This window comes from Enterobacter sp. SENG-6, assembly GCF_001605945.1.
Taxonomy (GTDB): domain Bacteria; phylum Pseudomonadota; class Gammaproteobacteria; order Enterobacterales; family Enterobacteriaceae; genus Enterobacter; species Enterobacter cloacae.
This window is the reverse complement of sequence record NZ_LOMM01000031.1, coordinates 19,899-38,426: the sequence shown is the minus strand read 5'-3', so window position 1 is coordinate 38,426 and position 18,528 is coordinate 19,899. Positions and strand designations below refer to the sequence as shown.

Here is an 18,528-nt window from a genome sequence, read left to right as displayed (position 1 = left end):
CTCTGTCGCGAGGTGGCGTATATTACGCTTTCCTCTTTCAGAGTCAACCCTGATTTTCAGGATTTTTTCTCTTCAACCGACCGGGCTGTTTGTGAAGTGATTCACATCCGCCGTGTCGATGGAGGCGCATTATAGGGATCCCATTTTTTAGCACAAGTATTTTTTAGATCTTTTTTTCTGACTGATGATTTTCCGCGCTTTTCGCTGAAATCCTGCCCGTTCTGCTTAAATATTGACGTATTTTGCCTTGCCTCGATCCAAAAATATGATCAAAGTCTTCTGTATAGCGCTCATCTGTCGAGGTAGATATGTCTGCAGTACTACGTCCGTATAAAGATCTGTTCCCACAAAAAGGCGATCGCGTGATGATCGATGCCAGCAGTGTGGTCATTGGCGATGTCCGAATGGCCGATGATGTCAGCATCTGGCCGCTCGTTGCGATCAGGGGAGATGTTAACTATGTGGCAATAGGCGCACGCACTAATATTCAGGATGGCAGCGTGCTGCATGTCACCCACAAATCCTCATATAACCCGGACGGCAATCCACTTGTTATAGGAGAAGATGTTACCGTCGGCCATAAAGTCATGCTTCACGGCTGCACTATCGGAAACCGGGTGCTGGTTGGCATGGGATCGATCCTGCTGGATGGTGTCATCGTAGAGGATGATGTGATGATTGGTGCCGGGAGTCTTGTCCCTCAACATAAACGGCTCGAAAGCGGTTATCTCTATTTAGGCAGCCCGGTAAAGCAGATCCGCCCCTTAACAGAAGCGGAAAGAGAAGGTCTGAAATATTCAGCGAATAATTACGTGAAATGGAAAGATGAGTATCTGGATCAGGACAGCCAGACCCAGCCCTGCTCGTCTTCCTGCTGATCGCGGATCAAGTCGCTGGCTTCTTCTTCAAGATCCCAGCGATTTTCGCAGAACACCTCTAATGGATTTGAGCCACCAAAGCGGCGCTTGAGCGTTTCACCGCTAATGGCACATGTCAGTTGCATCCCATGCACGAGCACCGGGAAACAGACTGCTTGCTTACTCTCATCCCACTGTTCTCTTTCGGGAAAATGAATCGCCTGGTTCACGCCGTAAGTTCCTGTTTCAGCTTTTCAATGACAAGTTCGACAGCAGGTAATACACCGTGCCAGAGCAAAACTGCATGCGCAGCTTGCCCCACCAGCATGCCCAGGCCATCAGCCAGCTGTTTCGCGCCGTGTTGTTCACACCAGCTGAGGAAGGGAGTTTTCCCTTTCTGATAAAACATGTCGTAGCAATAGAGGTGGCTGTTTACTAAAGAGGACGGGATCGCCGGTACTTCCCCGCTAATGCCGCTGGAGGTGGCATTAATGATAAGATCAAATTCATGGTGGATAAGATCATCAAGAGCCACCGCGCTCACGCTGCCAGTATGTGCAAACAACGCCGCCAACGCTTCCGCCCGGGAAAAGGTGCGATTGGTTATGGTCACTGCACAATCCAGTGAAAGGAGCGGTAACAGTACGCCTCGCGATGCCCCACCAGCACCAATCAACAGAACCCGGAACCCGGGTTTGATAAATGAGAGTCTTTCCAGATCGCTAAGTAAGCCGATTCCGTCAGTGTTGTCACCCAGAAGGCGTCCATCCTCCAGCCGTTTAAGCGTATTCACGGCACCCGCAAGAGATGCGCGCTCAGTTAATTCATCCGCACGTTCAAAGGCTTCTTCTTTAAAAGGCACCGTCACATTGGCACCTTTACCACCCGCGTCAAAAAAAGCATTCAGGGTGGTAACAAAGGCATCAACTGGTGCCAGCACCCGGCCATAGGGATGATCAATCTGCAGTTGTTCAGCAAACTGCTGATGGATCAACGGCGACTTGCTGTGAGCGATCGGATTACCAAAAACGGCATAGGTTTCCATCATATTACCCCTGGCGAAAACGTTCGCCGGTCAAGGCGTCGCGGATTTCCGACGGATTAAGACGACCTCCGGTTTCACCGACGGCTACCGGGAAGTCATTCCCGAACTGCGCCAGCACCTCTTCGGTGCTCCGGCAAGGAGGCTGCCCGGTAAGGTTGGCACTGGTTGAGACCAGCGGTTTACCAAACGCCAGACATAGCTCTACCACCAGCGGATGATCGGTGACACGGACAGCGAGGGAATCGAAACGCCCTGTTAACCAGCGTGGCGTAGTTGGCTGCGCCGGGAAAACAAAGGTCACCGGCCCTGGCCACGCCGAAAAGATGGTATCCCGTTGTGCTGGCGTGAGCATGGAATCATCAATATAAGGTTTAAGCTGCTCATAATTAGCAGCGATCAAAATCAATCCTTTTTCGACAGGTCTCTGTTTTAGCGTAAGTAAACGATTCACAGCTGTCTCGCTGTCAGGATCGCAACCGACCCCAAAGACAGCTTCTGTTGGATAGGCGATGACTTCTTCATTTTTCAGGACCTCCACTGCGTGCGCAATGGAGCCTGTTGGCAGGTTATTATTCACTGATTTCATCCGCCGAAACCGGCTTTCCACATTGTTTACTGGCGCAAAAGCGTTTCATACCTTGCGCCGTTTTCTTCTCTATAAGTAACGGATAATCGCAATGAGGGCAGTTACCCGCTACCGGTTTGAAATTGATAACGAACTGGCATTCAGGATAACGATCGCAGGAATGGAAGGTTTTACCAAAACGAGAACGACGCTGTACCAGTTGTCCGCGCTGGCACTGGGGGCAGGCGATTGCCGTTTCATCTGGCTTATCAATTTGTTCCGTATGTTCACATTCAGGATAGCGACTGCAACCAATGAACATACCAAAACGGCCCTGCCGTAACGCCAGTTCGCCTCCACACTTCGGGCAAAGCTGTCCCTCCAGAATTTTAACGATATGTCCGTCCGCCTGGCTTTTCAGGGGACGAACATAATCACATTCCGGATAGTGTGAACAACCGAGAAACGGACCGTGTTTCCCGGACCGAATGACAAGTTCAGCCCCGCACTGTGGGCAGGGCTCGTTTTTATGCACCGTGAACAGTGCTGATTTGGCCATAACAACTCTTGGTGCTGCACATTGAATTAGTGCAGCATACCTTCATTCACTTCAAAGAGTAATTCTTCCATTTGCTGATAGGCATTTTCACAGCCTGGAATATTAAACAGAACCATCAGGATCACCCACTTGAGGTCATCCAGTTCGAACTCTGCCGTATCCAGCGCCATAACGCGCTCTATCACCATTTCTCTTGTTTCGAGGTTTAGCACCTGAATCTGCTCAAGGAATAAGATGAATCCCCGGCAGCTGGCGTCCAGCCTTTCACACTCTTCAGCGGTATAAATGCGCACAGACAATGGGTCAGAAGCAAGCTGCATCGGTTCGGCAAGGCCTTCCTGATAATCAGCCAGTTTTTCCAGCCACATCAACGCATTATAAATATCTTCCCGTTCAAACCCCGCATCGGTAAGATCCTGTGTCAATTTGTCCTGATCCACTCGCATTTCTGCTTCGTTATGGATGTAAGTCTCAAACAAATACATCAGTACGTCGAACATGGCTTGCCCTCCTTAATCGGACATAGCCGCCGGGTACAGCTGCGATCCACCCTGCTAACTCCAGTTCGAGTAGCTGTGCTACCGTTACTGGCACAGGTTGGCCGGCACGTTCAGCGACAACGTCAACAGGTGTTACCTCATCTCCTACGTTAGCCAGGAGGCTGGGAAATGGCAATGCCACCTTCTCCTGATCTGATGAAAAATGTCGCTTTTCGGGTTCATCTGTTAACCAGTGCAAGCCATATTGCAAATTTTCAAGGATGTCCTCGACGCTCGTCACAGGCGTTGCTCCCTGCTTGATGAGCCAGTGGGGGCCCTCACACCCCGGGTTACCTATCGGGCCAGGTAAGGCAAAGACTTCTCGCCCCTGTTCTAGGGCATACCGTGCCGTAACGAGTGAGCCGCTTCTTAAAGCGGCCTCCACCACCAGCACGCCCAGACTCAGACCGCTGATAATTCGGTTACGACGTGGAAAATTTGCCGGCCAGGGCGGCGCTGACAGCGGGAACTCCGACACAATAGCCCCCTCTGATTCGATAAGCCGTGCAGCCAGAGCCTGATGCCGACGGGGATAAATGCTAAACAGCCCGTTTCCAAGCACCGCGACACTTCGCCCTTTTACAGACAGCGCGGCGTGGTGAGCGACGCCGTCAATACCGCAGGCCAGCCCACTGGTGATCGTGAAACCACTTTGTGAAAGTTGTTCGCACAGGATTTTCCCCCATCGCTCACCGTACCAGGATGGTGCGCGGCTACCCACAACCGCCAGTTGAACGGTGTTAAAGGCTTCAGGATTGCCTTTAATAAACAATGCGCCGGGGTAGTCAGGGATCGTGCGAAGTAAAGGGGGATAACGAGGATCATCCGCCGTCAGCAGATGGTTCTCCGGCTGTTCAAGCCACGCCAGATTTCGTTGCAGTTCATTTTCATCAAGCGCAAAGAACTGTTGAGCCTGTTTTGTTGACAGCCCGGCATCTCTGACAACGGCATCATCAATCCTTGTCTGCATAAGTAGTCGCGCTGCCGCTGCGAGCATCTGATCACCACACAGAGAACCTGTGTGGATTAGCCGTAACCATATCTCCGTGGACGTCATCCTATTCCCTGCCATAAGCAGCCTCTGCAATCATTGCGATTGGTCACGGATGCTGTCAATCGATGGGGGATTTGTCTAGAATAGAGATAGTATTCTTATCAACTCCTGAACACGACTCTGGAAATTTATGGCAGTTTTGCAAGTGTTACATATTCCGGACGAGCGCCTTCGCATCGTCGCTGAACCGGTCAAAGAAGTGAATGCAGAAATTCAGCGTATCGTTGATGATATGTTCGATACCATGTACGCCGAAGAAGGCATTGGTCTTGCGGCAACTCAGGTGGACATTCACAAGCGTATTATCGTGATCGACGTTTCTGAGAATCGCGATGGCCGTCTGGTGCTGATCAACCCTGAGCTGTTGGAAAAGAGCGGTGAAACAGGTATTGAGGAAGGTTGTCTGTCCATTCCTGAACAGCGTGCTTTAGTTCCACGTGCCGAAAAAGTGAAAATTCGCGCCCTGGATCGTGAAGGCAACCCGTTCGAACTGGAAGCAGACGATCTGCTGGCGATTTGTATTCAGCATGAGATGGATCACCTGGTCGGTAAACTGTTTATCGATTACCTCTCACCACTGAAGCAGCAGCGTATTCGTCAGAAAGTAGAGAAACTGGATCGTTTGCGCTCCCGCGCATAACATCCCCCCGGATACAAGGATCATCGTGTCTAAAACACTACGTATTATCTTCGCGGGTACCCCTGATTTTGCAGCGCGTCATTTTGACGCGCTGTTATCTTCTGGCCACCAGGTTGTTGGCGTGTTTACCCAACCGGATCGCCCGGCAGGCCGTGGTAAAAAGCTCATGCCCAGCCCGGTGAAAGTGCTGGCAGAAGAACATGGGTTACCCGTTTACCAGCCCGCATCCTTACGACCTCAGGAAAATCAGCAACTTGTTGCCGATCTCAATGCTGATGTCATGGTGGTGGTGGCTTACGGCTTAATTCTGCCAAAAGCCGTGCTTGATATGCCTCGTTTGGGATGTGTCAACGTACATGGTTCGTTGCTTCCACGCTGGCGTGGCGCGGCACCGATCCAACGCTCGTTGTGGGCGGGTGATGCTGAAACTGGCGTCACCATTATGAAGATGGATGTAGGTTTAGACACCGGCGACATGCTGTATAAACTGGCCTGTCCAATTACCGCCGACGACACCAGTGCCACGCTGTATGACAAACTGGCGGATCTGGGTCCACAAGGACTCATCAAAACCTTGCAGCAGCTTGCTGATAACACGGCTACCCCTGAAGTTCAGGATGAGACCCTGGTGACCTACGCCGAAAAACTCAGCAAAGAAGAGGCGCGGGTCGACTGGTCCCTCTCCGCCGCACAGCTTGAGCGTTGCATTCGCGCCTTTAATCCATGGCCAATGAGCTGGATGGTGATCGATGAGCAACCCGTTAAAGTCTGGAAAGCGTCCGTCATTGAAGGCAATACGTCTGCTGAGCCGGGTACAATTATCGAAGCCAGCAAAAATGGTATCCAGGTGGCAACCTCGGAAGGGATCCTGAATCTGGAATCACTGCAACCCGCGGGTAAAAAGGCAATGAGTGCTCAGGATCTGTTAAATTCCCGTCGCGAATGGTTTATCCCTGGCTCTCGCCTTGCCTGAGCAAATTTATTCTTAAGGCCCGGTGTTTCCGGGCATTTTTATTTTTACGGTTATGAAAAAACAAAATCTACGCAGTCTGGCGGCACAGGCCGTTGAGCAGGTTGTCGAGCAGGGTCAATCACTGAGTAATGTCCTGCCTCCACTGCAGCAAAAAGTGTCCGACAAAGACAAAGCTCTGCTTCAGGAGCTCTGTTTTGGCGTCCTGCGCACCCTTTCTCAGCTTGAATGGCTGATTAATAAGCTGATGTCGCGCCCAATGACCGGTAAGCAGCGTACCGTCCATTATTTGATTATGGTTGGCTTCTATCAGCTTCTTCATACCCGCATCCCACCTCATGCTGCGTTGGCTGAGACGGTAGAAGGTGCCGTCGCGATTAAACGTCCCCAGCTCAAAGGGCTGATCAACGGCGTACTGCGTCAGTTCCAGCGCCAACAGGAAGAACTTCTGGCAGAATTTGCAAAAAGCGAAACCCGTTTCCTTCATCCTGACTGGCTTCTGAATCGCCTCAAAAAAGCGTATCCGCAGCGGTGGCAGGATATTGCTGACGCAAATAATCACCGTCCGCCGATGTGGTTACGCGTTAACCGTAATCATCATACCCGCGATGCATGGCTGGCCTTGCTGGAAGAAGCCGGAATGAGTGGATTCGCGCATGATACTTATCCTGATGCCGTGCGTTTAGCCTCCCCTGTGCCGGTGCATGCCTTACCTGGATTCGATGAAGGCTGGGTAACCGTTCAGGATGCATCTGCTCAGGGCTGTATGACATGGCTCGAACCCAAAAATGGCGAACAGATCCTCGACCTGTGTGCCGCGCCTGGGGGCAAAACAACGCATATTCTGGAAGTCGCACCGCAGGCCAGCGTAATGGCTGTGGATGTTGATGAGCAGCGACTTTCGCGTGTCTACGACAACCTTAAGCGTTTAGGTATGAAGGCGCAGGTCAAGCAAGGCGACGGACGTAAGCCCACAGAATGGTGCGGCGAGACTCAATTCGACCGCATTTTGCTGGACGCTCCCTGCTCGGCAACCGGCGTTATTCGTCGTCACCCGGACATTAAGTGGCTGCGTCGCGACCGTGATATTAAGGAACTTGCGCAGCTGCAATCCGAGATCCTTGACGCTATCTGGCCACACCTGAAGCCTGGCGGAACGCTGGTCTATGCCACCTGTTCCATTCTTCCGGAGGAGAATAGCCAGCAAATTTCAGCCTTCCTTAAACGCACTCCTGGCGCTACGCTGCGCGATACGGGGACACCGGAGCACCCGGGCCAGCAGAACCTGCCCGGCGCTGAAGAGGGTGATGGCTTCTTTTACGCTAAGCTAATCAAAGAGTGATGTTGAGAACAGGTCACGAGATATGAAGATTATCATTCTGGGCGCAGGACAGGTCGGCGGGACGCTGGCGGAAAACCTTGTAGGTGAAAACAACGACATTACGATCGTCGATACCAACGGCGATCGACTGCGCGTTCTGCAGGATAAATTTGACCTTCGCGTTGTGCAGGGACACGGTTCGCATCCACGTGTCCTCCGTGAAGCCGGTGCTGACGATGCCGATATGTTAGTGGCCGTGACCAGCTCGGATGAGACCAATATGGTCGCTTGTCAGGTGGCCTATTCGCTTTTCAACACGCCTAACCGAATCGCCCGTATCCGCTCCCCGGATTATGTCCGCGATGCGGAAAAACTCTTTAACTCAGAAGCGGTACCAATCGACCACCTTATCGCACCAGAACAGCTGGTTATCGATAATATTTATCGCCTGATCGAATATCCCGGCGCACTGCAGGTCGTGAACTTTGCAGAAGGGAAAGTGAGTCTGGCCGTTGTTAAGGCCTATTATGGCGGTCCGTTGATCGGAAACGCGCTGTCTACGATGCGCGAACATATGCCACACATCGATACCCGCGTCGCAGCCATTTTCCGTCACGACAGACCGATTCGTCCTCAGGGCTCGACCATTGTCGAAGCAGGAGATGAAGTCTTCTTCATTGCTGCCTCTCAACATATTCGTGCCGTAATGAGTGAACTTCAGCGCCTCGAAAAACCCTACAAACGCATCATGCTGGTCGGTGGGGGTAATATCGGCGCAGGTCTCGCCCGCCGTCTGGAAAAAGACTATAGCGTGAAGTTGATCGAGCGCGATCAACAGCGCGCCTCTGAACTTGCTGAAAAACTACAAAACACGATCGTGTTTTATGGCGATGCCTCAGATCAGGAATTACTGGCAGAAGAGCATATCGATCAAGTTGATCTGTTTATTGCCGTCACCAACGACGATGAAGCAAATATTATGTCCGCCATGCTCGCCAAGCGCATGGGAGCAAAAAAGGTCATGGTACTTATTCAGCGTCGTGCCTATGTTGACCTGGTGCAGGGGAGCGTAATTGATATTGCGATTTCACCGCAGCAGGCAACGATTTCCGCGCTGTTGAGCCACGTTCGTAAAGCAGATATTGTTGGTGTGTCCTCACTGCGTCGCGGCGTCGCTGAAGCCATTGAAGCTGTCGCTCACGGTGATGAAACCACATCGCGCGTGGTGGGACGCGCCATCGATGAAATTAAGCTGCCACCCGGCACAATTATCGGCGCCGTAGTACGCGGAAATGATGTCATGATTGCCAATGATAATTTGCGCATTGAACAAGGCGATCACGTTATTATGTTCCTGACCGATAAAAAATTTATTACCGACGTCGAACGTTTATTCCAGCCAAGTCCATTCTTCCTGTAATGATTCAGGTGCTCGCGATAGAGCACCTGAATATTATCCTTCTGATTCCTGTGCCTTTTATTTTCATAACGTTTATTTATCCCCAATGGCAATTAGCTAATCATTTGTTAAACTTATAGTCGTCAGCTGGCACAAGGAGAACATAATGAGTTTTGTTAAAGAATTTCGCGAATTTGCGATGCGCGGAAATGTGGTGGATTTGGCAGTGGGTGTCATTATTGGTGCAGCGTTCGGCAAGATCGTTTCATCTTTAGTGGCTGATATCATCATGCCACCTTTAGGGCTATTAATTGGGGGCATTGATTTCAAACAATTCGCCTTCACGCTTCGGGAAGCACAGGGGGATATCCCGGCAGTGGTGATGCACTATGGCGTGTTTATTCAGAATGTATTTGATTTCGTGATCGTCGCGTTTGCCATTTTTATGGCCATCAAGCTTATCAACAAGCTCAACCGTAAAAAAGAAGAACCTGCTGCGGCGCCCGCGCCTACGAAAGAAGAAGTATTACTGACTGAAATTCGCGATCTGTTAAAAGAGCAGAATAACCGCGTTTAACAGCTAAAAGCAGCAAGGCCAGTGGTAAATAAGCGATTCGCTTGCTTGCCACTGGCCTCCCAGTTACCCCGTTTTGCATGTTTGTTTTTGCGCAGATAACTTCCCTTCCCTTTTTTGTTCTTTTCAACTCGCTGTCGAAAAAGCGGGTCGTGAAGCAAAGCCTCAATGGCATTATCTTTAATTTGTCCCTTCGTATGCTGATAGTGACTCATAATTTCTCCTGAACATGATTAATGTCGAGGGGAGTCTAGACCCGGACTGATAAAAAATCAACAACCCCGGGTTTCTCCACTTGCCCCTTGTTCAAGGGCCTCCAGAATAGAACAATAGACACTGCTGTGAGCCGTACCACAGCACGCATCATTCAACCTTTGCAGAGAGCGCTGCATGGTTTGCAGTTCCTGAATACGCGCTTCAACTTCATCCAGCCTGGCCTGGACAATGCTTTTCGATTCCTGGCAGGTGTGATGTGCCGGATCGATACGGATCGACAATAACTCACGGATCGAATCCAGCGTGAATCCCAGTTGGCGTGCATAACGAATAAACCGCAGCCGTTGCAGATCGTTGTCGGTATAGAGGCGGAACCCACCTTCGGTGCGCACCTCATGATCAATCATCTGCTGTTTTTCATAGTAGCGGATGGTATCCGGCGTCACGTTAGCAAGCTTTGCAAGTTCACCGATACGATACATGGCTATTCCTCATTTATTTTCTGCATCAGTCTTTCACTATACTCGCCATGCAGAAAGTCAGTCGCAATTCCTGCCTGTCGTAGCTTGAGTTCAACCAGAGCCAACCGCCGGCTTAGTTCTCCATGCCGGGGATCGTCTTTCCGTATCCCTTTTAGCAGATCAGTAAGCTCAATCGCCTCTTTGCGCTGTTCAAGCTCGGGAGGCAGACACCCCGCATTTTTCAGTAAGCGATATCCAGCCCGTAGTTCAGGGGGTATATGCGAATCATCTTCCAGTACTAGCGGTTCACCGCTACCGGACAGGTTATCGAATTCGCCTTTAGTTTGGGCATCGCGAATATGGCGTTCTGCCCACTGGTCGAGCAACCACATCATAAACTCCAGGGGATGAACAAAATTAATACAGATATTGTAGAGAAGTGGGGATAGTGCGGATATAAAAAAACCCGCCGGAGCGGGTTTTTTTACGTTACTGCAGATTACTCTGCAGCAGCTTCTGCTTTCGACTCAGAACGATCAACCAGCTCGATGTAAGCCATCGGAGCGTTGTCGCCTGCGCGGAAGCCACACTTCAGAATGCGAGTGTAACCACCGGCACGGCTCGCGAAACGCGGGCCCAGCTCGTTAAACAGTTTTGCCACGATCTCGTTATCACGAGTACGGGCGAATGCCAGACGACGATTAGCAACGCTGTCAGTCTTGGCAAGAGTAATCAGCGGCTCAACTACACGACGCAGCTCTTTCGCTTTAGGCAGGGTCGTCTTGATGATTTCATGACGAACCAGTGAACCTGCCATGTTGCGGAACATAGCCTGGCGATGGCTGCTGTTGCGGTTCAGTTGACGACCACTCTTACGATGGCGCATGACCTTATCCTTCTCAGTAAAACCTTAACCTGTGATCCGGTTACTCGTCAGCAATGCTTGCTGGTGGCCAGTTTTCCAGGCGCATGCCCAGAGACAGACCACGTGAAGCCAGCACGTCTTTAATCTCAGTAAGAGATTTTTTACCCAGGTTCGGCGTTTTCAGCAACTCAACCTCGGTACGCTGTACCAGATCACCGATATAGTGGATAGCTTCTGCCTTGAGGCAGTTAGCAGAGCGGACAGTCAATTCGAGATCGTCAACAGGGCGCAGCAGGATCGGATCGAATTCTGGTTTCTCTTCTTTCACTTCCGGCTGACGTACATCACGTAAGTCAACGAAAGCTTCCAGTTGTTCTGCCAGGATGGTTGCCGCACGACGAATCGCCTCTTCAGGATCGATTGTGCCATTGGTTTCCATTTCGATGACCAGCTTGTCCAGGTCGGTACGCTGTTCTACACGCGCTGCTTCAACATTGTAGGCAATACGCTCTACAGGGCTGTAGCATGCGTCGACCAGCAGACGGCCGATTGGGCGCTCATCTTCTTCCGAATGAATTCGGGCAGAAGCCGGCACATAACCACGACCGCGCTGAACTTTGATACGCATGCTAATAGCTGCGTTCTCATCGGTCAGGTGGCAGATCACGTGCTGCGGCTTGACGATTTCAACATCACCGTCGTGGGTGATGTCGGCTGCAGTCACAGGGCCAATGCCAGATTTATTCAGAGTAAGAATAACTTCATCTTTACCCTGAACTCTCACCGCCAGCCCTTTCAGGTTGAGCAGGATTTCAAGGATATCTTCCTGAACGCCTTCTTTGGTGCTGTACTCATGAAGTACACCATCAATCTCAACCTCGGTCACCGCGCAACCCGGCATCGATGAGAGCAGAATACGGCGCAGTGCGTTACCCAGAGTATGGCCAAAGCCACGCTCTAAAGGCTCAAGGGTCACCTTGGCGTGCGTCGAACTCACTTGCTCGATATCTACCAGGCGCGGTTTTAGAAACTCTGTCACAGAACCCTGCATTGTGTCCTCTCTTTGGTACTAAGCTTTACTTGGAGTAAAGCTCGACGATCAGGTGTTCGTTAATGTCCGCAGACAGATCAGAACGTTCTGGCTGACGCTTGAACGTACCTTCCATCTTGCCAGCATCAACTTCCAGCCAGGTTGGCTTTTCACGCTGCTCAGCCAGCTCCAGAGCGGCTTTCACGCGAGATTGCTTTTTCGCTTTCTCACGAATGCTAACAACGTCATTCGCTTTAACCTGATAAGAAGCGATGTTAACAACACGACCGTTTACCATGATTGCTTTGTGGCTAACCAGCTGGCGTGATTCAGCACGAGTAGCGCCGAAGCCCATACGGTATACAACGTTGTCCAGACGACCTTCCAGCAGAGCCAGCAGGTTTTCACCTGTGTTGCCTTTCAGACGTGCTGCTTCTTTATAGTAGTTACGGAACTGACGCTCCAGCACACCGTAGATACGGCGAACTTTTTGCTTTTCACGCAACTGCACACCATAGTCAGACAGACGCGGTTTACGCGCACCGTGCTGGCCAGGAGCTTGTTCAATTTTACACTTGGTATCGATCGCGCGAACGCCAGACTTAAGGAATAAGTCGGTGCCCTCACGACGGCTCAGCTTGAGCTTAGGACCCAAATATCTTGCCATTTTCTATCTCCAACTAACCTAAAAAACGAGCGTTATACGCGACGTTTTTTCGGCGGACGACAACCGTTATGAGGGATCGGAGTCACATCAGTAATATTAGTGATGCGGAAACCAGCGGCGTTCAGAGCGCGAACAGTAGATTCACGACCCGGACCCGGACCTTTAACCATAACTTCCAGATTCTTGATGCCGTATTCTTTTACGGCTTCTGCGCAACGCTCTGCTGCAACCTGAGCTGCAAACGGAGTGGATTTGCGAGAACCACGGAAACCGGAACCACCGGCTGTTGCCCAACCCAATGCGTTACCCTGACGATCAGTAATAGTAACGATGGTGTTGTTGAAAGAAGCATGGATATGAGCCACGCCGTCAGAGACTTGTTTTCTTACACGTTTACGTGCACGAATTGGTGCCTTTGCCATTATTCAATCACCCCGATTATTTCTTGATCGGTTTGCGCGGACCCTTACGGGTACGTGCGTTGGTCTTAGTACGCTGACCGCGCACTGGCAGACCACGACGATGACGCAAACCGCGATAGCAACCAAGATCCATCAGGCGCTTGATGCTCATGCTGATTTCACGGCGCAGATCACCTTCAACGACAAATTTGGCAACTTCGTCACGCAGCGTGTCGATTTGTCCTTCAGACAGCTCACTGATCTTAACATCTTCAGCGATACCCGCTGCAGCCAGGATGGCTTTAGAACGGGTCTTGCCGATGCCGTAGATCGAAGTTAATGCGATCACAGCATGTTTCTGATCAGGAATGTTAATGCCTGCTATACGGGCCACTATGCACTCCTACTATTTAATATGTACGCACCATGCTGAAAAGCCCGTTTTCAGGATACTCAAATGGAAACGTACAGACATACAAAAGATTGGCTGGCTAATCTAGCCAGCTCAACCCAACTTTGCAAGAAAAATATGCGAAATAATCAGCCTTGGCGCTGTTTATGCTTCGGCTCGGCACTGCAAATCACACGGATGACACCATCACGCTTAACGATTTTGCAGTTACGGCATAATTTCTTGACGGAAGCACGAACTTTCATTTTTACTCTCCGTAACTTCTCAGGCGACCAATTAGCGGCCGTAGCCTTTCAGGTTCGCCTTCTTCAATGCAGACTCATACTGACTGGACATCATCAGAGTTTGCACTTGAGCCATAAAGTCCATAATCACGACAACAACGATAAGCAGTGAGGTCCCACCGAAGTAGAACGGTACTTTCATTGCATCACGCATGAACTCCGGGATCAGGCAGATAAAAGTAATATAAAGCGCACCAACCAAAGTCAGGCGAGTCATTACTTTATCGATATACTTCGCCGTTTGCTCTCCCGGACGAATTCCTGGTACAAATGCACCGGACTTCTTCAGGTTATCTGCTGTTTCACGCGGGTTGAAGACCAACGCCGTGTAGAAGAAACAGAAGAAGATGATCGCAGACGCATAGAGTAACACATAAAGTGGTTGCCCAGGCTGCAAATACAGCGAAATTGTTGTCAGCCAGTTCCAACCAGTACCGCCCCCGAACCATGACGCGATGGTTGCCGGGAACAGAATAATACTGGAAGCGAAGATCGCCGGGATTACCCCTGCCATATTCACTTTCAGCGGCAAATGTGTGCTCTGTGCAGCATAGACACGACGACCCTGCTGACGTTTAGCGTAGTTCACCACAATGCGGCGTTGACCACGTTCAACGAAGACAACAAAGAACGTCACTGCAAATACTAATACTGCAACCAACAGCAACAGGAGGAAGTGCAGGTCGCCTTGACGCGCTTGCTCTATAGTATGGGCGATGGCTGGCGGGAGACCCGCAACAATACCGGCGAAGATAATGATTGAGATACCGTTACCGATACCACGTTCAGTAATCTGTTCGCCGAGCCACATCAGGAACATTGTCCCTGTGACCAGACTAACAACAGCGGTGAAATAGAATGCAAAGCCTGGGTTTAAGACCAGGCCCTGCATACCAGGCATATTCGGAAGACCGGTAGCAATACCGATCGACTGGAATATTGCCAGCACCAGAGTACCGTAGCGGGTGTACTGACTAATCTTACGACGTCCAGACTCCCCTTCTTTCTTCAGTTCTGCCAAGGCCGGATGAACGACCGTCAGCAGCTGGATAATAATGGATGCCGAAATATACGGCATAATACCCAGCGCGAAGATAGAAGCACGGCTGAGAGCACCACCAGAGAACATGTTAAACATTTCAATGATGGTGCCTCGCTGTTGCTCAAGCAGTTTGGCAAGTACAGCGGCATCGATACCAGGGATCGGAATAAAAGAGCCAATACGGAACACAATCAGCGCGCCGATTACAAACAGCAGTCTGCGTTTCAGCTCACCAAATCCACCTTTGGCACTTTGAAAATCTAATCCCGGTTGCTTAGCCATCTGCTACTTATTCCTCAATTTTACCGCCAGCAGCTTCGATAGCAGCACGAGCACCTTTAGTAACACGCAGGCCACGAACAGTTACCGGAGTAGAAACTTCACCAGCCAGGATCACTTTCGCGAACTCGATCTGGATACCGATAATGTTAGCTGCTTTCAGCGTGTTCAGGTCTACAACGCCGCCTTCAACTTTCGCCAGGTCAGACAGACGGACTTCCGCTGTGATCGCTGCTTTGCGAGAAGTGAAGCCGAACTTCGGCAGACGACGGTACAGTGGCATCTGGCCACCCTCGAAACCGCGACGTACGCCACCGCCAGAACGAGAGTTCTGACCTTTGTGACCACGACCACCGGTTTTGCCGAGGCCAGAACCGATACCACGACCCAGGCGTTTACCCGCCTTTTTAGAGCCTTCGGCCGGAGACAGAGTATTTAAACGCATCTCTTACTCCTCAACTTTAACCATGAAGTAAACCGCGTTGACCATACCGCGAACAGCAGGAGTATCCTCGCGCTCAACGGTATGACCAATACGACGCAGACCCAGGCCAAGCAGCGTTGCCTTGTGTTTCGGCAGACGACCGATTGCACTGCGGGTTTGAGTGATTTTAATAGTCTTTGCCATGGTCAATTACCCCAGAATTTCTTCAACGGATTTACCACGCTTGGCAGCGACCATTTCTGGAGAATTCATATTTTCCAGGCCATCAATAGTTGCACGAACCACGTTGATCGGGTTGGTGGAACCGTATGCTTTAGCCAGAACGTTATGAACCCCAGCAACTTCCAGAACGGCGCGCATTGCACCACCGGCGATGATACCGGTACCTTCTGAAGCTGGCTGCATGAATACACGAGAACCCGTGTGAACACCTTTAACTGGGTGCTGCAGGGTGCCGTTGTTCAGCGCGACGTTAATCATATTGCGACGGGCTTTTTCCATCGCTTTCTGGATCGCTGCTGGAACTTCACGCGCTTTACCGTAACCAAAACCAACGCGACCGTTACCATCGCCAACTACAGTCAGAGCTGTGAAGGAGAAAATACGACCACCTTTAACGGTTTTAGATACGCGGTTTACCGCGATCAGCTTTTCCTGCAGTTCGCCAGCTTGTTTTTCGATGTGAGCCATCTTACACCTCTACCTTAGAACTGAAGGCCAGCTTCACGGGCAGCATCTGCCAGTGCCTGGACACGACCATGATATTGGAACCCGGAACGGTCAAAGGATACATTGCTGATGCCTTTTTCCAGAGCGCGTTCAGCAACAGCTTTACCTACAGCTGCAGCAGCGTCTTTGTTACCGGTGTACTTCAATTGTTCTGCGATAGCTTTTTCTACAGTAGAAGCAGCTACCAGAACTTCAGAACCGTTCGGTGCAATTACCTGTGCGTAAATGTGACGCGGGGTACGATGTACCACCAGGCGAGTTGCACCCAGCTCTTTGAGCTTGCGGCGTGCGCGGGTCGCACGACGGATACGAGCAGATTTCTTATCCATAGTGTTACCTTACTTCTTCTTAGCCTCTTTGGTACGCACGACTTCGTCGGCGTAACGAACACCCTTGCCTTTATAAGGCTCAGGACGACGGTAGGCGCGCAGATCTGCTGCAACCTGGCCAATCAGCTGTTTATCAGCGCCTTTCAGCACGATCTCAGTCTGAGTTGGACATTCTGCAGTGATACCGGCCGGCAGCGGATGCTCAACAGGGTGAGAGAAGCCCAGAGACAGGCCTACTGCATTCCCTTTGATCGCTGCACGATAACCTACACCAACCAGCTGCAGCTTCTTAGTGAAGCCTTCGGTAACACCGATAACCATTGAGTTCAGCAGGGCACGCGCGGTACCAGCCTGAGCCCAGCCGTCTGCGTAACCATCACGCGGACCGAAGGTCAGAGCATTATCTGCATGTTTAACTTCAACAGCATCGTTGAGAGTACGAGTCAGCTCGCCGTTTTTACCTTTGATCGTAATAACCTGACCGTTGATTTTTACATCAACGCCGGCAGGAACAACGACCGGTGCTTTAGCAACACGAGACATTTTTTCCTCCGATTAGGCTACGTAGCAGATAATTTCGCCGCCAAGACCAGCCTGGCGCGCTGCACGATCAGTCATAACACCTTTAGAGGTAGAAACAACTGCGATACCCAGACCGGCCATAACTTTTGGCAGCTCATCTTTTTTCTTATAGATGCGCAGACCTGGGCGGCTGACACGCTGAATGCTTTCTACAACAGCTTTACCCTGGAAGTACTTAAGAGTCACTTCCAGTTCCGGCTTGGTGTCGCCTTCAACTTTAAAATCTTCAATAAAACCTTCGTCCTTCAGCACGTTGGCGATTGCCACTTTCAGCTTGGAGGAAGGCATGGTGACCGCAGCTTTATTCGCGGCCTGACCGTTACGGATACGGGTCAGCATATCCGCGATCGGATCTTGCATGCTCATCTGTCTTTACTCCCGTGATTCAATTGGTGACAATTACCAGCTAGCCTTTTTCAAGCCTGGCACTTCACCGCGCATGGCGGCTTCACGCAGCTTAATACGGCTCAACCCGAACTTGCCCACATAACCATGTGGACGACCTGTTTGACGGCAGCGGTTACGCTGACGAGACGGGCTGGAATCACGCGGCAGAGTTTGCAGCTTGAGAACTGCGTTCCAACGATCTTCGTCGGAAGCGTTCACATCAGAGATGATCGCTTTCAGTTCAGCGCGTTTAGCGAAGAATTTATCAGCTAAAGCTACGCGTTTTACTTCGCGTGCTTTCATTGATTGCTTAGCCATTCAGTAACCCTACCTTACTTGCGGAACGGGAAGTCAAAGGCAGCCAGCAGAGCACGGCCTTCTTCGTCAGATTTCGCAGTAGTGGTAATGGTAATATCCAAACCACGCACGCGGTCGACTTTATCGTAGTCGATTTCTGGGAAGATGATCTGCTCACGGACACCCATGCTGTAGTTACCACGACCGTCGAATGACTTAGCGGACAGGCCACGGAAGTCACGGATACGAGGTACAGCAATAGTGATCAGGCGCTCAAAGAACTCCCACATGCGTTCGCCACGCAGAGTTACTTTACAGCCGATCGGATAGCCCTGACGGATTTTGAAGCCTGCAACTGATTTGCGTGCTTTGGTGATCAGCGGTTTTTGACCGGAGATTGCTGTCAGGTCAGCTGCTGCGTTATCCAGCAGTTTCTTGTCAGCGATCGCTTCACCAACACCCATGTTCAGGGTGATCTTCTCGACCCGAGGGACTTGCATGACAGAATTGTAGTTAAACTCAGTCATGAGTTTCTTAACTACTTCGTCTTTGTAGTAATCATGCAGTTTCGCCATCGTA

The 18,528-nt window shown here is 50.8% G+C and carries 30 protein-coding genes; 6 read left to right on the top strand and 24 right to left on the bottom strand.

Translation table 11 applies throughout. From position 1 onward, the window contains the following. Positions 1 to 308: 308 nt before the first annotated feature. Positions 309 to 878 (top strand): gamma carbonic anhydrase family protein, encoded by a 570-nt coding sequence (locus tag AX755_RS15615; protein WP_062857049.1) that lies wholly within the window; start codon positions 309 to 311, stop codon positions 876 to 878. Here the strand turns inward: AX755_RS15615 and AX755_RS15610 are convergent. From AX755_RS15610 to dprA, 6 genes are read right to left on the bottom strand one after another with little or no spacing between them, the layout of a single operon-like run. Continuing rightward, positions 839 to 1,087, bottom strand: a complete 249-nt coding sequence (locus tag AX755_RS15610) for a DUF1488 domain-containing protein (protein WP_062857048.1) — start codon at positions 1,085 to 1,087, stop codon at positions 839 to 841. The genes AX755_RS15615 and AX755_RS15610 overlap by 40 nt on opposite strands. Further along, positions 1,084 to 1,902 (bottom strand): shikimate dehydrogenase, encoded by an 819-nt coding sequence (gene aroE, locus AX755_RS15605; RefSeq protein ID WP_104668952.1) that lies wholly within the window; start codon positions 1,900 to 1,902, stop codon positions 1,084 to 1,086. Before aroE ends, AX755_RS15610 begins: the two co-directional genes overlap by 4 nt. A gap of 4 nt (positions 1,903 to 1,906) precedes the next feature. Next, a complete protein-coding gene (gene tsaC / locus AX755_RS15600) occupies positions 1,907 to 2,479 on the bottom strand; it encodes an L-threonylcarbamoyladenylate synthase type 1 TsaC (RefSeq protein WP_038420961.1) in 573 nt (190 codons plus the stop codon). Then, positions 2,472 to 3,026 (bottom strand): DNA topoisomerase family protein, encoded by a 555-nt coding sequence (locus AX755_RS15595; protein ID WP_028028147.1) that lies wholly within the window; start codon positions 3,024 to 3,026, stop codon positions 2,472 to 2,474. Before AX755_RS15595 ends, tsaC begins: the two co-directional genes overlap by 8 nt. Before the next feature lie 26 nt (positions 3,027 to 3,052). Continuing rightward, a complete protein-coding gene (gene smg / locus AX755_RS15590; RefSeq protein ID WP_013099011.1) occupies positions 3,053 to 3,526 on the bottom strand; it encodes a DUF494 family protein Smg in 474 nt (157 codons plus the stop codon). Then, entirely contained in the window at positions 3,498 to 4,622 is a 1,125-nt protein-coding gene (gene dprA / locus AX755_RS15585; protein ID WP_062857046.1) for a DNA-protecting protein DprA, read from the bottom strand. Before dprA ends, smg begins: the two co-directional genes overlap by 29 nt. 127 nt (positions 4,623 to 4,749) lie before the next feature. On the opposite strand from dprA, the gene def reads away from it, so the two are divergent. The 5 genes from def to mscL all read left to right on the top strand — a co-directional run bounded on the left by def (position 4,750) and on the right by mscL (position 9,526). After that, complete coding sequence (gene def / locus AX755_RS15580; protein ID WP_013099013.1) at positions 4,750 to 5,259, top strand: peptide deformylase; 510 nt, start codon at positions 4,750 to 4,752, stop codon at positions 5,257 to 5,259. Between the two features lie 25 nt (positions 5,260 to 5,284). Continuing rightward, a complete protein-coding gene (gene fmt, locus AX755_RS15575; RefSeq protein WP_062857045.1) occupies positions 5,285 to 6,232 on the top strand; it encodes a methionyl-tRNA formyltransferase in 948 nt (315 codons plus the stop codon). Between the two features lie 52 nt (positions 6,233 to 6,284). Beyond that, a complete protein-coding gene (gene rsmB, locus AX755_RS15570) occupies positions 6,285 to 7,571 on the top strand; it encodes a 16S rRNA (cytosine(967)-C(5))-methyltransferase RsmB (RefSeq protein WP_062857051.1) in 1,287 nt (428 codons plus the stop codon). A gap of 22 nt (positions 7,572 to 7,593) precedes the next feature. Beyond that, positions 7,594 to 8,970, top strand: a complete 1,377-nt coding sequence (trkA, locus tag AX755_RS15565; protein ID WP_013099016.1) for a Trk system potassium transporter TrkA — start codon at positions 7,594 to 7,596, stop codon at positions 8,968 to 8,970. A 145-nt stretch (positions 8,971 to 9,115) separates the two neighbouring features. Beyond that, positions 9,116 to 9,526 carry a large-conductance mechanosensitive channel protein MscL gene (gene mscL / locus AX755_RS15560; RefSeq protein ID WP_013099017.1) on the top strand — a complete coding sequence of 137 codons (411 nt, stop codon included), beginning with the start codon at positions 9,116 to 9,118 and terminating at the stop codon, positions 9,524 to 9,526. Here the strand turns inward: mscL and AX755_RS15555 are convergent. From AX755_RS15555 to rplE, 18 genes are all read right to left on the bottom strand, one after another. Further along, the gene (locus AX755_RS15555) at positions 9,523 to 9,738 is read right to left on the bottom strand and encodes an alternative ribosome-rescue factor A (protein ID WP_062857044.1); all 216 of its coding nucleotides are present in this window, start codon (positions 9,736 to 9,738) and stop codon (positions 9,523 to 9,525) included. The two genes, mscL and AX755_RS15555, sit on opposite strands and share 4 nt — an antisense overlap. 57 nt (positions 9,739 to 9,795) lie before the next feature. Continuing rightward, positions 9,796 to 10,221, bottom strand: a complete 426-nt coding sequence (gene zntR, locus AX755_RS15550) for a Zn(2+)-responsive transcriptional regulator (RefSeq protein WP_013099019.1) — start codon at positions 10,219 to 10,221, stop codon at positions 9,796 to 9,798. Positions 10,222 to 10,223: 2 nt separating this feature from the next. Next, a complete protein-coding gene (locus tag AX755_RS15545) occupies positions 10,224 to 10,592 on the bottom strand; it encodes a DUF1992 domain-containing protein (protein WP_062857043.1) in 369 nt (122 codons plus the stop codon). 107 nt (positions 10,593 to 10,699) lie between these two features. After that, complete coding sequence (gene rplQ / locus AX755_RS15540) at positions 10,700 to 11,086, bottom strand: 50S ribosomal protein L17 (protein ID WP_001216372.1); 387 nt, start codon at positions 11,084 to 11,086, stop codon at positions 10,700 to 10,702. Between the two features lie 40 nt (positions 11,087 to 11,126). Continuing rightward, positions 11,127 to 12,116, bottom strand: coding sequence for a DNA-directed RNA polymerase subunit alpha (locus tag AX755_RS15535; RefSeq protein ID WP_002919219.1), 990 nt, complete (start codon positions 12,114 to 12,116; stop codon positions 11,127 to 11,129). 25 nt (positions 12,117 to 12,141) lie between these two features. Further along, a complete protein-coding gene (gene rpsD, locus AX755_RS15530; protein WP_003863314.1) occupies positions 12,142 to 12,762 on the bottom strand; it encodes a 30S ribosomal protein S4 in 621 nt (206 codons plus the stop codon). 32 nt (positions 12,763 to 12,794) lie between these two features. Continuing rightward, a complete protein-coding gene (rpsK, locus tag AX755_RS15525) occupies positions 12,795 to 13,184 on the bottom strand; it encodes a 30S ribosomal protein S11 (protein ID WP_003031137.1) in 390 nt (129 codons plus the stop codon). A gap of 16 nt (positions 13,185 to 13,200) precedes the next feature. Beyond that, positions 13,201 to 13,557: a 30S ribosomal protein S13 gene (gene rpsM, locus AX755_RS15520; protein ID WP_013099021.1), complete on the bottom strand. Its 357-nt coding sequence runs from the start codon at positions 13,555 to 13,557 to the stop codon at positions 13,201 to 13,203. Between the two features lie 146 nt (positions 13,558 to 13,703). Continuing rightward, complete coding sequence (rpmJ, locus tag AX755_RS15515) at positions 13,704 to 13,820, bottom strand: 50S ribosomal protein L36 (RefSeq protein ID WP_000868187.1); 117 nt, start codon at positions 13,818 to 13,820, stop codon at positions 13,704 to 13,706. 31 nt (positions 13,821 to 13,851) lie between these two features. Further along, entirely contained in the window at positions 13,852 to 15,183 is a 1,332-nt protein-coding gene (gene secY / locus AX755_RS15510) for a preprotein translocase subunit SecY (protein ID WP_003863305.1), read from the bottom strand. A 7-nt stretch (positions 15,184 to 15,190) separates the two neighbouring features. Continuing rightward, the gene (gene rplO, locus AX755_RS15505) at positions 15,191 to 15,625 is read right to left on the bottom strand and encodes a 50S ribosomal protein L15 (protein WP_013099022.1); all 435 of its coding nucleotides are present in this window, start codon (positions 15,623 to 15,625) and stop codon (positions 15,191 to 15,193) included. 3 nt (positions 15,626 to 15,628) lie between these two features. Next, complete coding sequence (gene rpmD, locus AX755_RS15500; RefSeq protein ID WP_003863301.1) at positions 15,629 to 15,808, bottom strand: 50S ribosomal protein L30; 180 nt, start codon at positions 15,806 to 15,808, stop codon at positions 15,629 to 15,631. Positions 15,809 to 15,814: 6 nt separating this feature from the next. Continuing rightward, on the bottom strand, positions 15,815 to 16,315 hold the full coding sequence (rpsE, locus tag AX755_RS15495; RefSeq protein ID WP_003863299.1) for a 30S ribosomal protein S5: 501 nt from the start codon (positions 16,313 to 16,315) through the stop codon (positions 15,815 to 15,817). Between the two features lie 14 nt (positions 16,316 to 16,329). Then, positions 16,330 to 16,683 (bottom strand): 50S ribosomal protein L18, encoded by a 354-nt coding sequence (rplR, locus tag AX755_RS15490; protein ID WP_013099023.1) that lies wholly within the window; start codon positions 16,681 to 16,683, stop codon positions 16,330 to 16,332. A 9-nt stretch (positions 16,684 to 16,692) separates the two neighbouring features. Continuing rightward, on the bottom strand, positions 16,693 to 17,226 hold the full coding sequence (rplF, locus tag AX755_RS15485) for a 50S ribosomal protein L6 (protein WP_013099024.1): 534 nt from the start codon (positions 17,224 to 17,226) through the stop codon (positions 16,693 to 16,695). A gap of 12 nt (positions 17,227 to 17,238) precedes the next feature. Beyond that, positions 17,239 to 17,631, bottom strand: a complete 393-nt coding sequence (gene rpsH / locus AX755_RS15480; RefSeq protein ID WP_013099025.1) for a 30S ribosomal protein S8 — start codon at positions 17,629 to 17,631, stop codon at positions 17,239 to 17,241. Between the two features lie 33 nt (positions 17,632 to 17,664). After that, positions 17,665 to 17,970: a 30S ribosomal protein S14 gene (rpsN, locus tag AX755_RS15475; protein ID WP_013099026.1), complete on the bottom strand. Its 306-nt coding sequence runs from the start codon at positions 17,968 to 17,970 to the stop codon at positions 17,665 to 17,667. A 14-nt stretch (positions 17,971 to 17,984) separates the two neighbouring features. Next, complete coding sequence (gene rplE, locus AX755_RS15470; RefSeq protein WP_001096202.1) at positions 17,985 to 18,524, bottom strand: 50S ribosomal protein L5; 540 nt, start codon at positions 18,522 to 18,524, stop codon at positions 17,985 to 17,987. Positions 18,525 to 18,528: the final 4 nt, after the last annotated feature.

Coding starts and splice junctions, on each gene's coding strand:
- trkA (WP_013099016.1), top strand. CDS start 7,594: ATGAAGATTATCATTCTGGGCGCAGGACAGGTCGGCGGGACGCTGGCG.
- AX755_RS15555 (WP_062857044.1), bottom strand. CDS start 9,738: ATGAGTCACTATCAGCATACGAAGGGACAAATTAAAGATAATGCCATT.
- rpmJ (WP_000868187.1), bottom strand. CDS start 13,820: ATGAAAGTTCGTGCTTCCGTCAAGAAATTATGCCGTAACTGCAAAATC.
- dprA (WP_062857046.1), bottom strand. CDS start 4,622: ATGACGTCCACGGAGATATGGTTACGGCTAATCCACACAGGTTCTCTG.
- rplQ (WP_001216372.1), bottom strand. CDS start 11,086: ATGCGCCATCGTAAGAGTGGTCGTCAACTGAACCGCAACAGCAGCCAT.
- AX755_RS15535 (WP_002919219.1), bottom strand. CDS start 12,116: ATGCAGGGTTCTGTGACAGAGTTTCTAAAACCGCGCCTGGTAGATATC.
- mscL (WP_013099017.1), top strand. CDS start 9,116: ATGAGTTTTGTTAAAGAATTTCGCGAATTTGCGATGCGCGGAAATGTG.
- secY (WP_003863305.1), bottom strand. CDS start 15,183: ATGGCTAAGCAACCGGGATTAGATTTTCAAAGTGCCAAAGGTGGATTT.
- rpsD (WP_003863314.1), bottom strand. CDS start 12,762: ATGGCAAGATATTTGGGTCCTAAGCTCAAGCTGAGCCGTCGTGAGGGC.
- rpsN (WP_013099026.1), bottom strand. CDS start 17,970: ATGGCTAAGCAATCAATGAAAGCACGCGAAGTAAAACGCGTAGCTTTA.
- AX755_RS15595 (WP_028028147.1), bottom strand. CDS start 3,026: ATGGCCAAATCAGCACTGTTCACGGTGCATAAAAACGAGCCCTGCCCA.
- rplF (WP_013099024.1), bottom strand. CDS start 17,226: ATGTCTCGTGTTGCTAAAGCACCGGTCGTTGTTCCTGCCGGCGTTGAT.
- smg (WP_013099011.1), bottom strand. CDS start 3,526: ATGTTCGACGTACTGATGTATTTGTTTGAGACTTACATCCATAACGAA.
- rpmD (WP_003863301.1), bottom strand. CDS start 15,808: ATGGCAAAGACTATTAAAATCACTCAAACCCGCAGTGCAATCGGTCGT.
- rplR (WP_013099023.1), bottom strand. CDS start 16,683: ATGGATAAGAAATCTGCTCGTATCCGTCGTGCGACCCGCGCACGCCGC.
- AX755_RS15545 (WP_062857043.1), bottom strand. CDS start 10,592: ATGTGGTTGCTCGACCAGTGGGCAGAACGCCATATTCGCGATGCCCAA.
- rsmB (WP_062857051.1), top strand. CDS start 6,285: ATGAAAAAACAAAATCTACGCAGTCTGGCGGCACAGGCCGTTGAGCAG.
- rpsE (WP_003863299.1), bottom strand. CDS start 16,315: ATGGCTCACATCGAAAAACAAGCTGGCGAACTGCAGGAAAAGCTGATC.
- rplO (WP_013099022.1), bottom strand. CDS start 15,625: ATGCGTTTAAATACTCTGTCTCCGGCCGAAGGCTCTAAAAAGGCGGGT.
- AX755_RS15615 (WP_062857049.1), top strand. CDS start 309: ATGTCTGCAGTACTACGTCCGTATAAAGATCTGTTCCCACAAAAAGGC.
- aroE (WP_104668952.1), bottom strand. CDS start 1,902: ATGGAAACCTATGCCGTTTTTGGTAATCCGATCGCTCACAGCAAGTCG.
- rpsK (WP_003031137.1), bottom strand. CDS start 13,184: ATGGCAAAGGCACCAATTCGTGCACGTAAACGTGTAAGAAAACAAGTC.
- def (WP_013099013.1), top strand. CDS start 4,750: ATGGCAGTTTTGCAAGTGTTACATATTCCGGACGAGCGCCTTCGCATC.
- rpsH (WP_013099025.1), bottom strand. CDS start 17,631: ATGAGCATGCAAGATCCGATCGCGGATATGCTGACCCGTATCCGTAAC.
- zntR (WP_013099019.1), bottom strand. CDS start 10,221: ATGTATCGTATCGGTGAACTTGCAAAGCTTGCTAACGTGACGCCGGAT.
- rplE (WP_001096202.1), bottom strand. CDS start 18,524: ATGGCGAAACTGCATGATTACTACAAAGACGAAGTAGTTAAGAAACTC.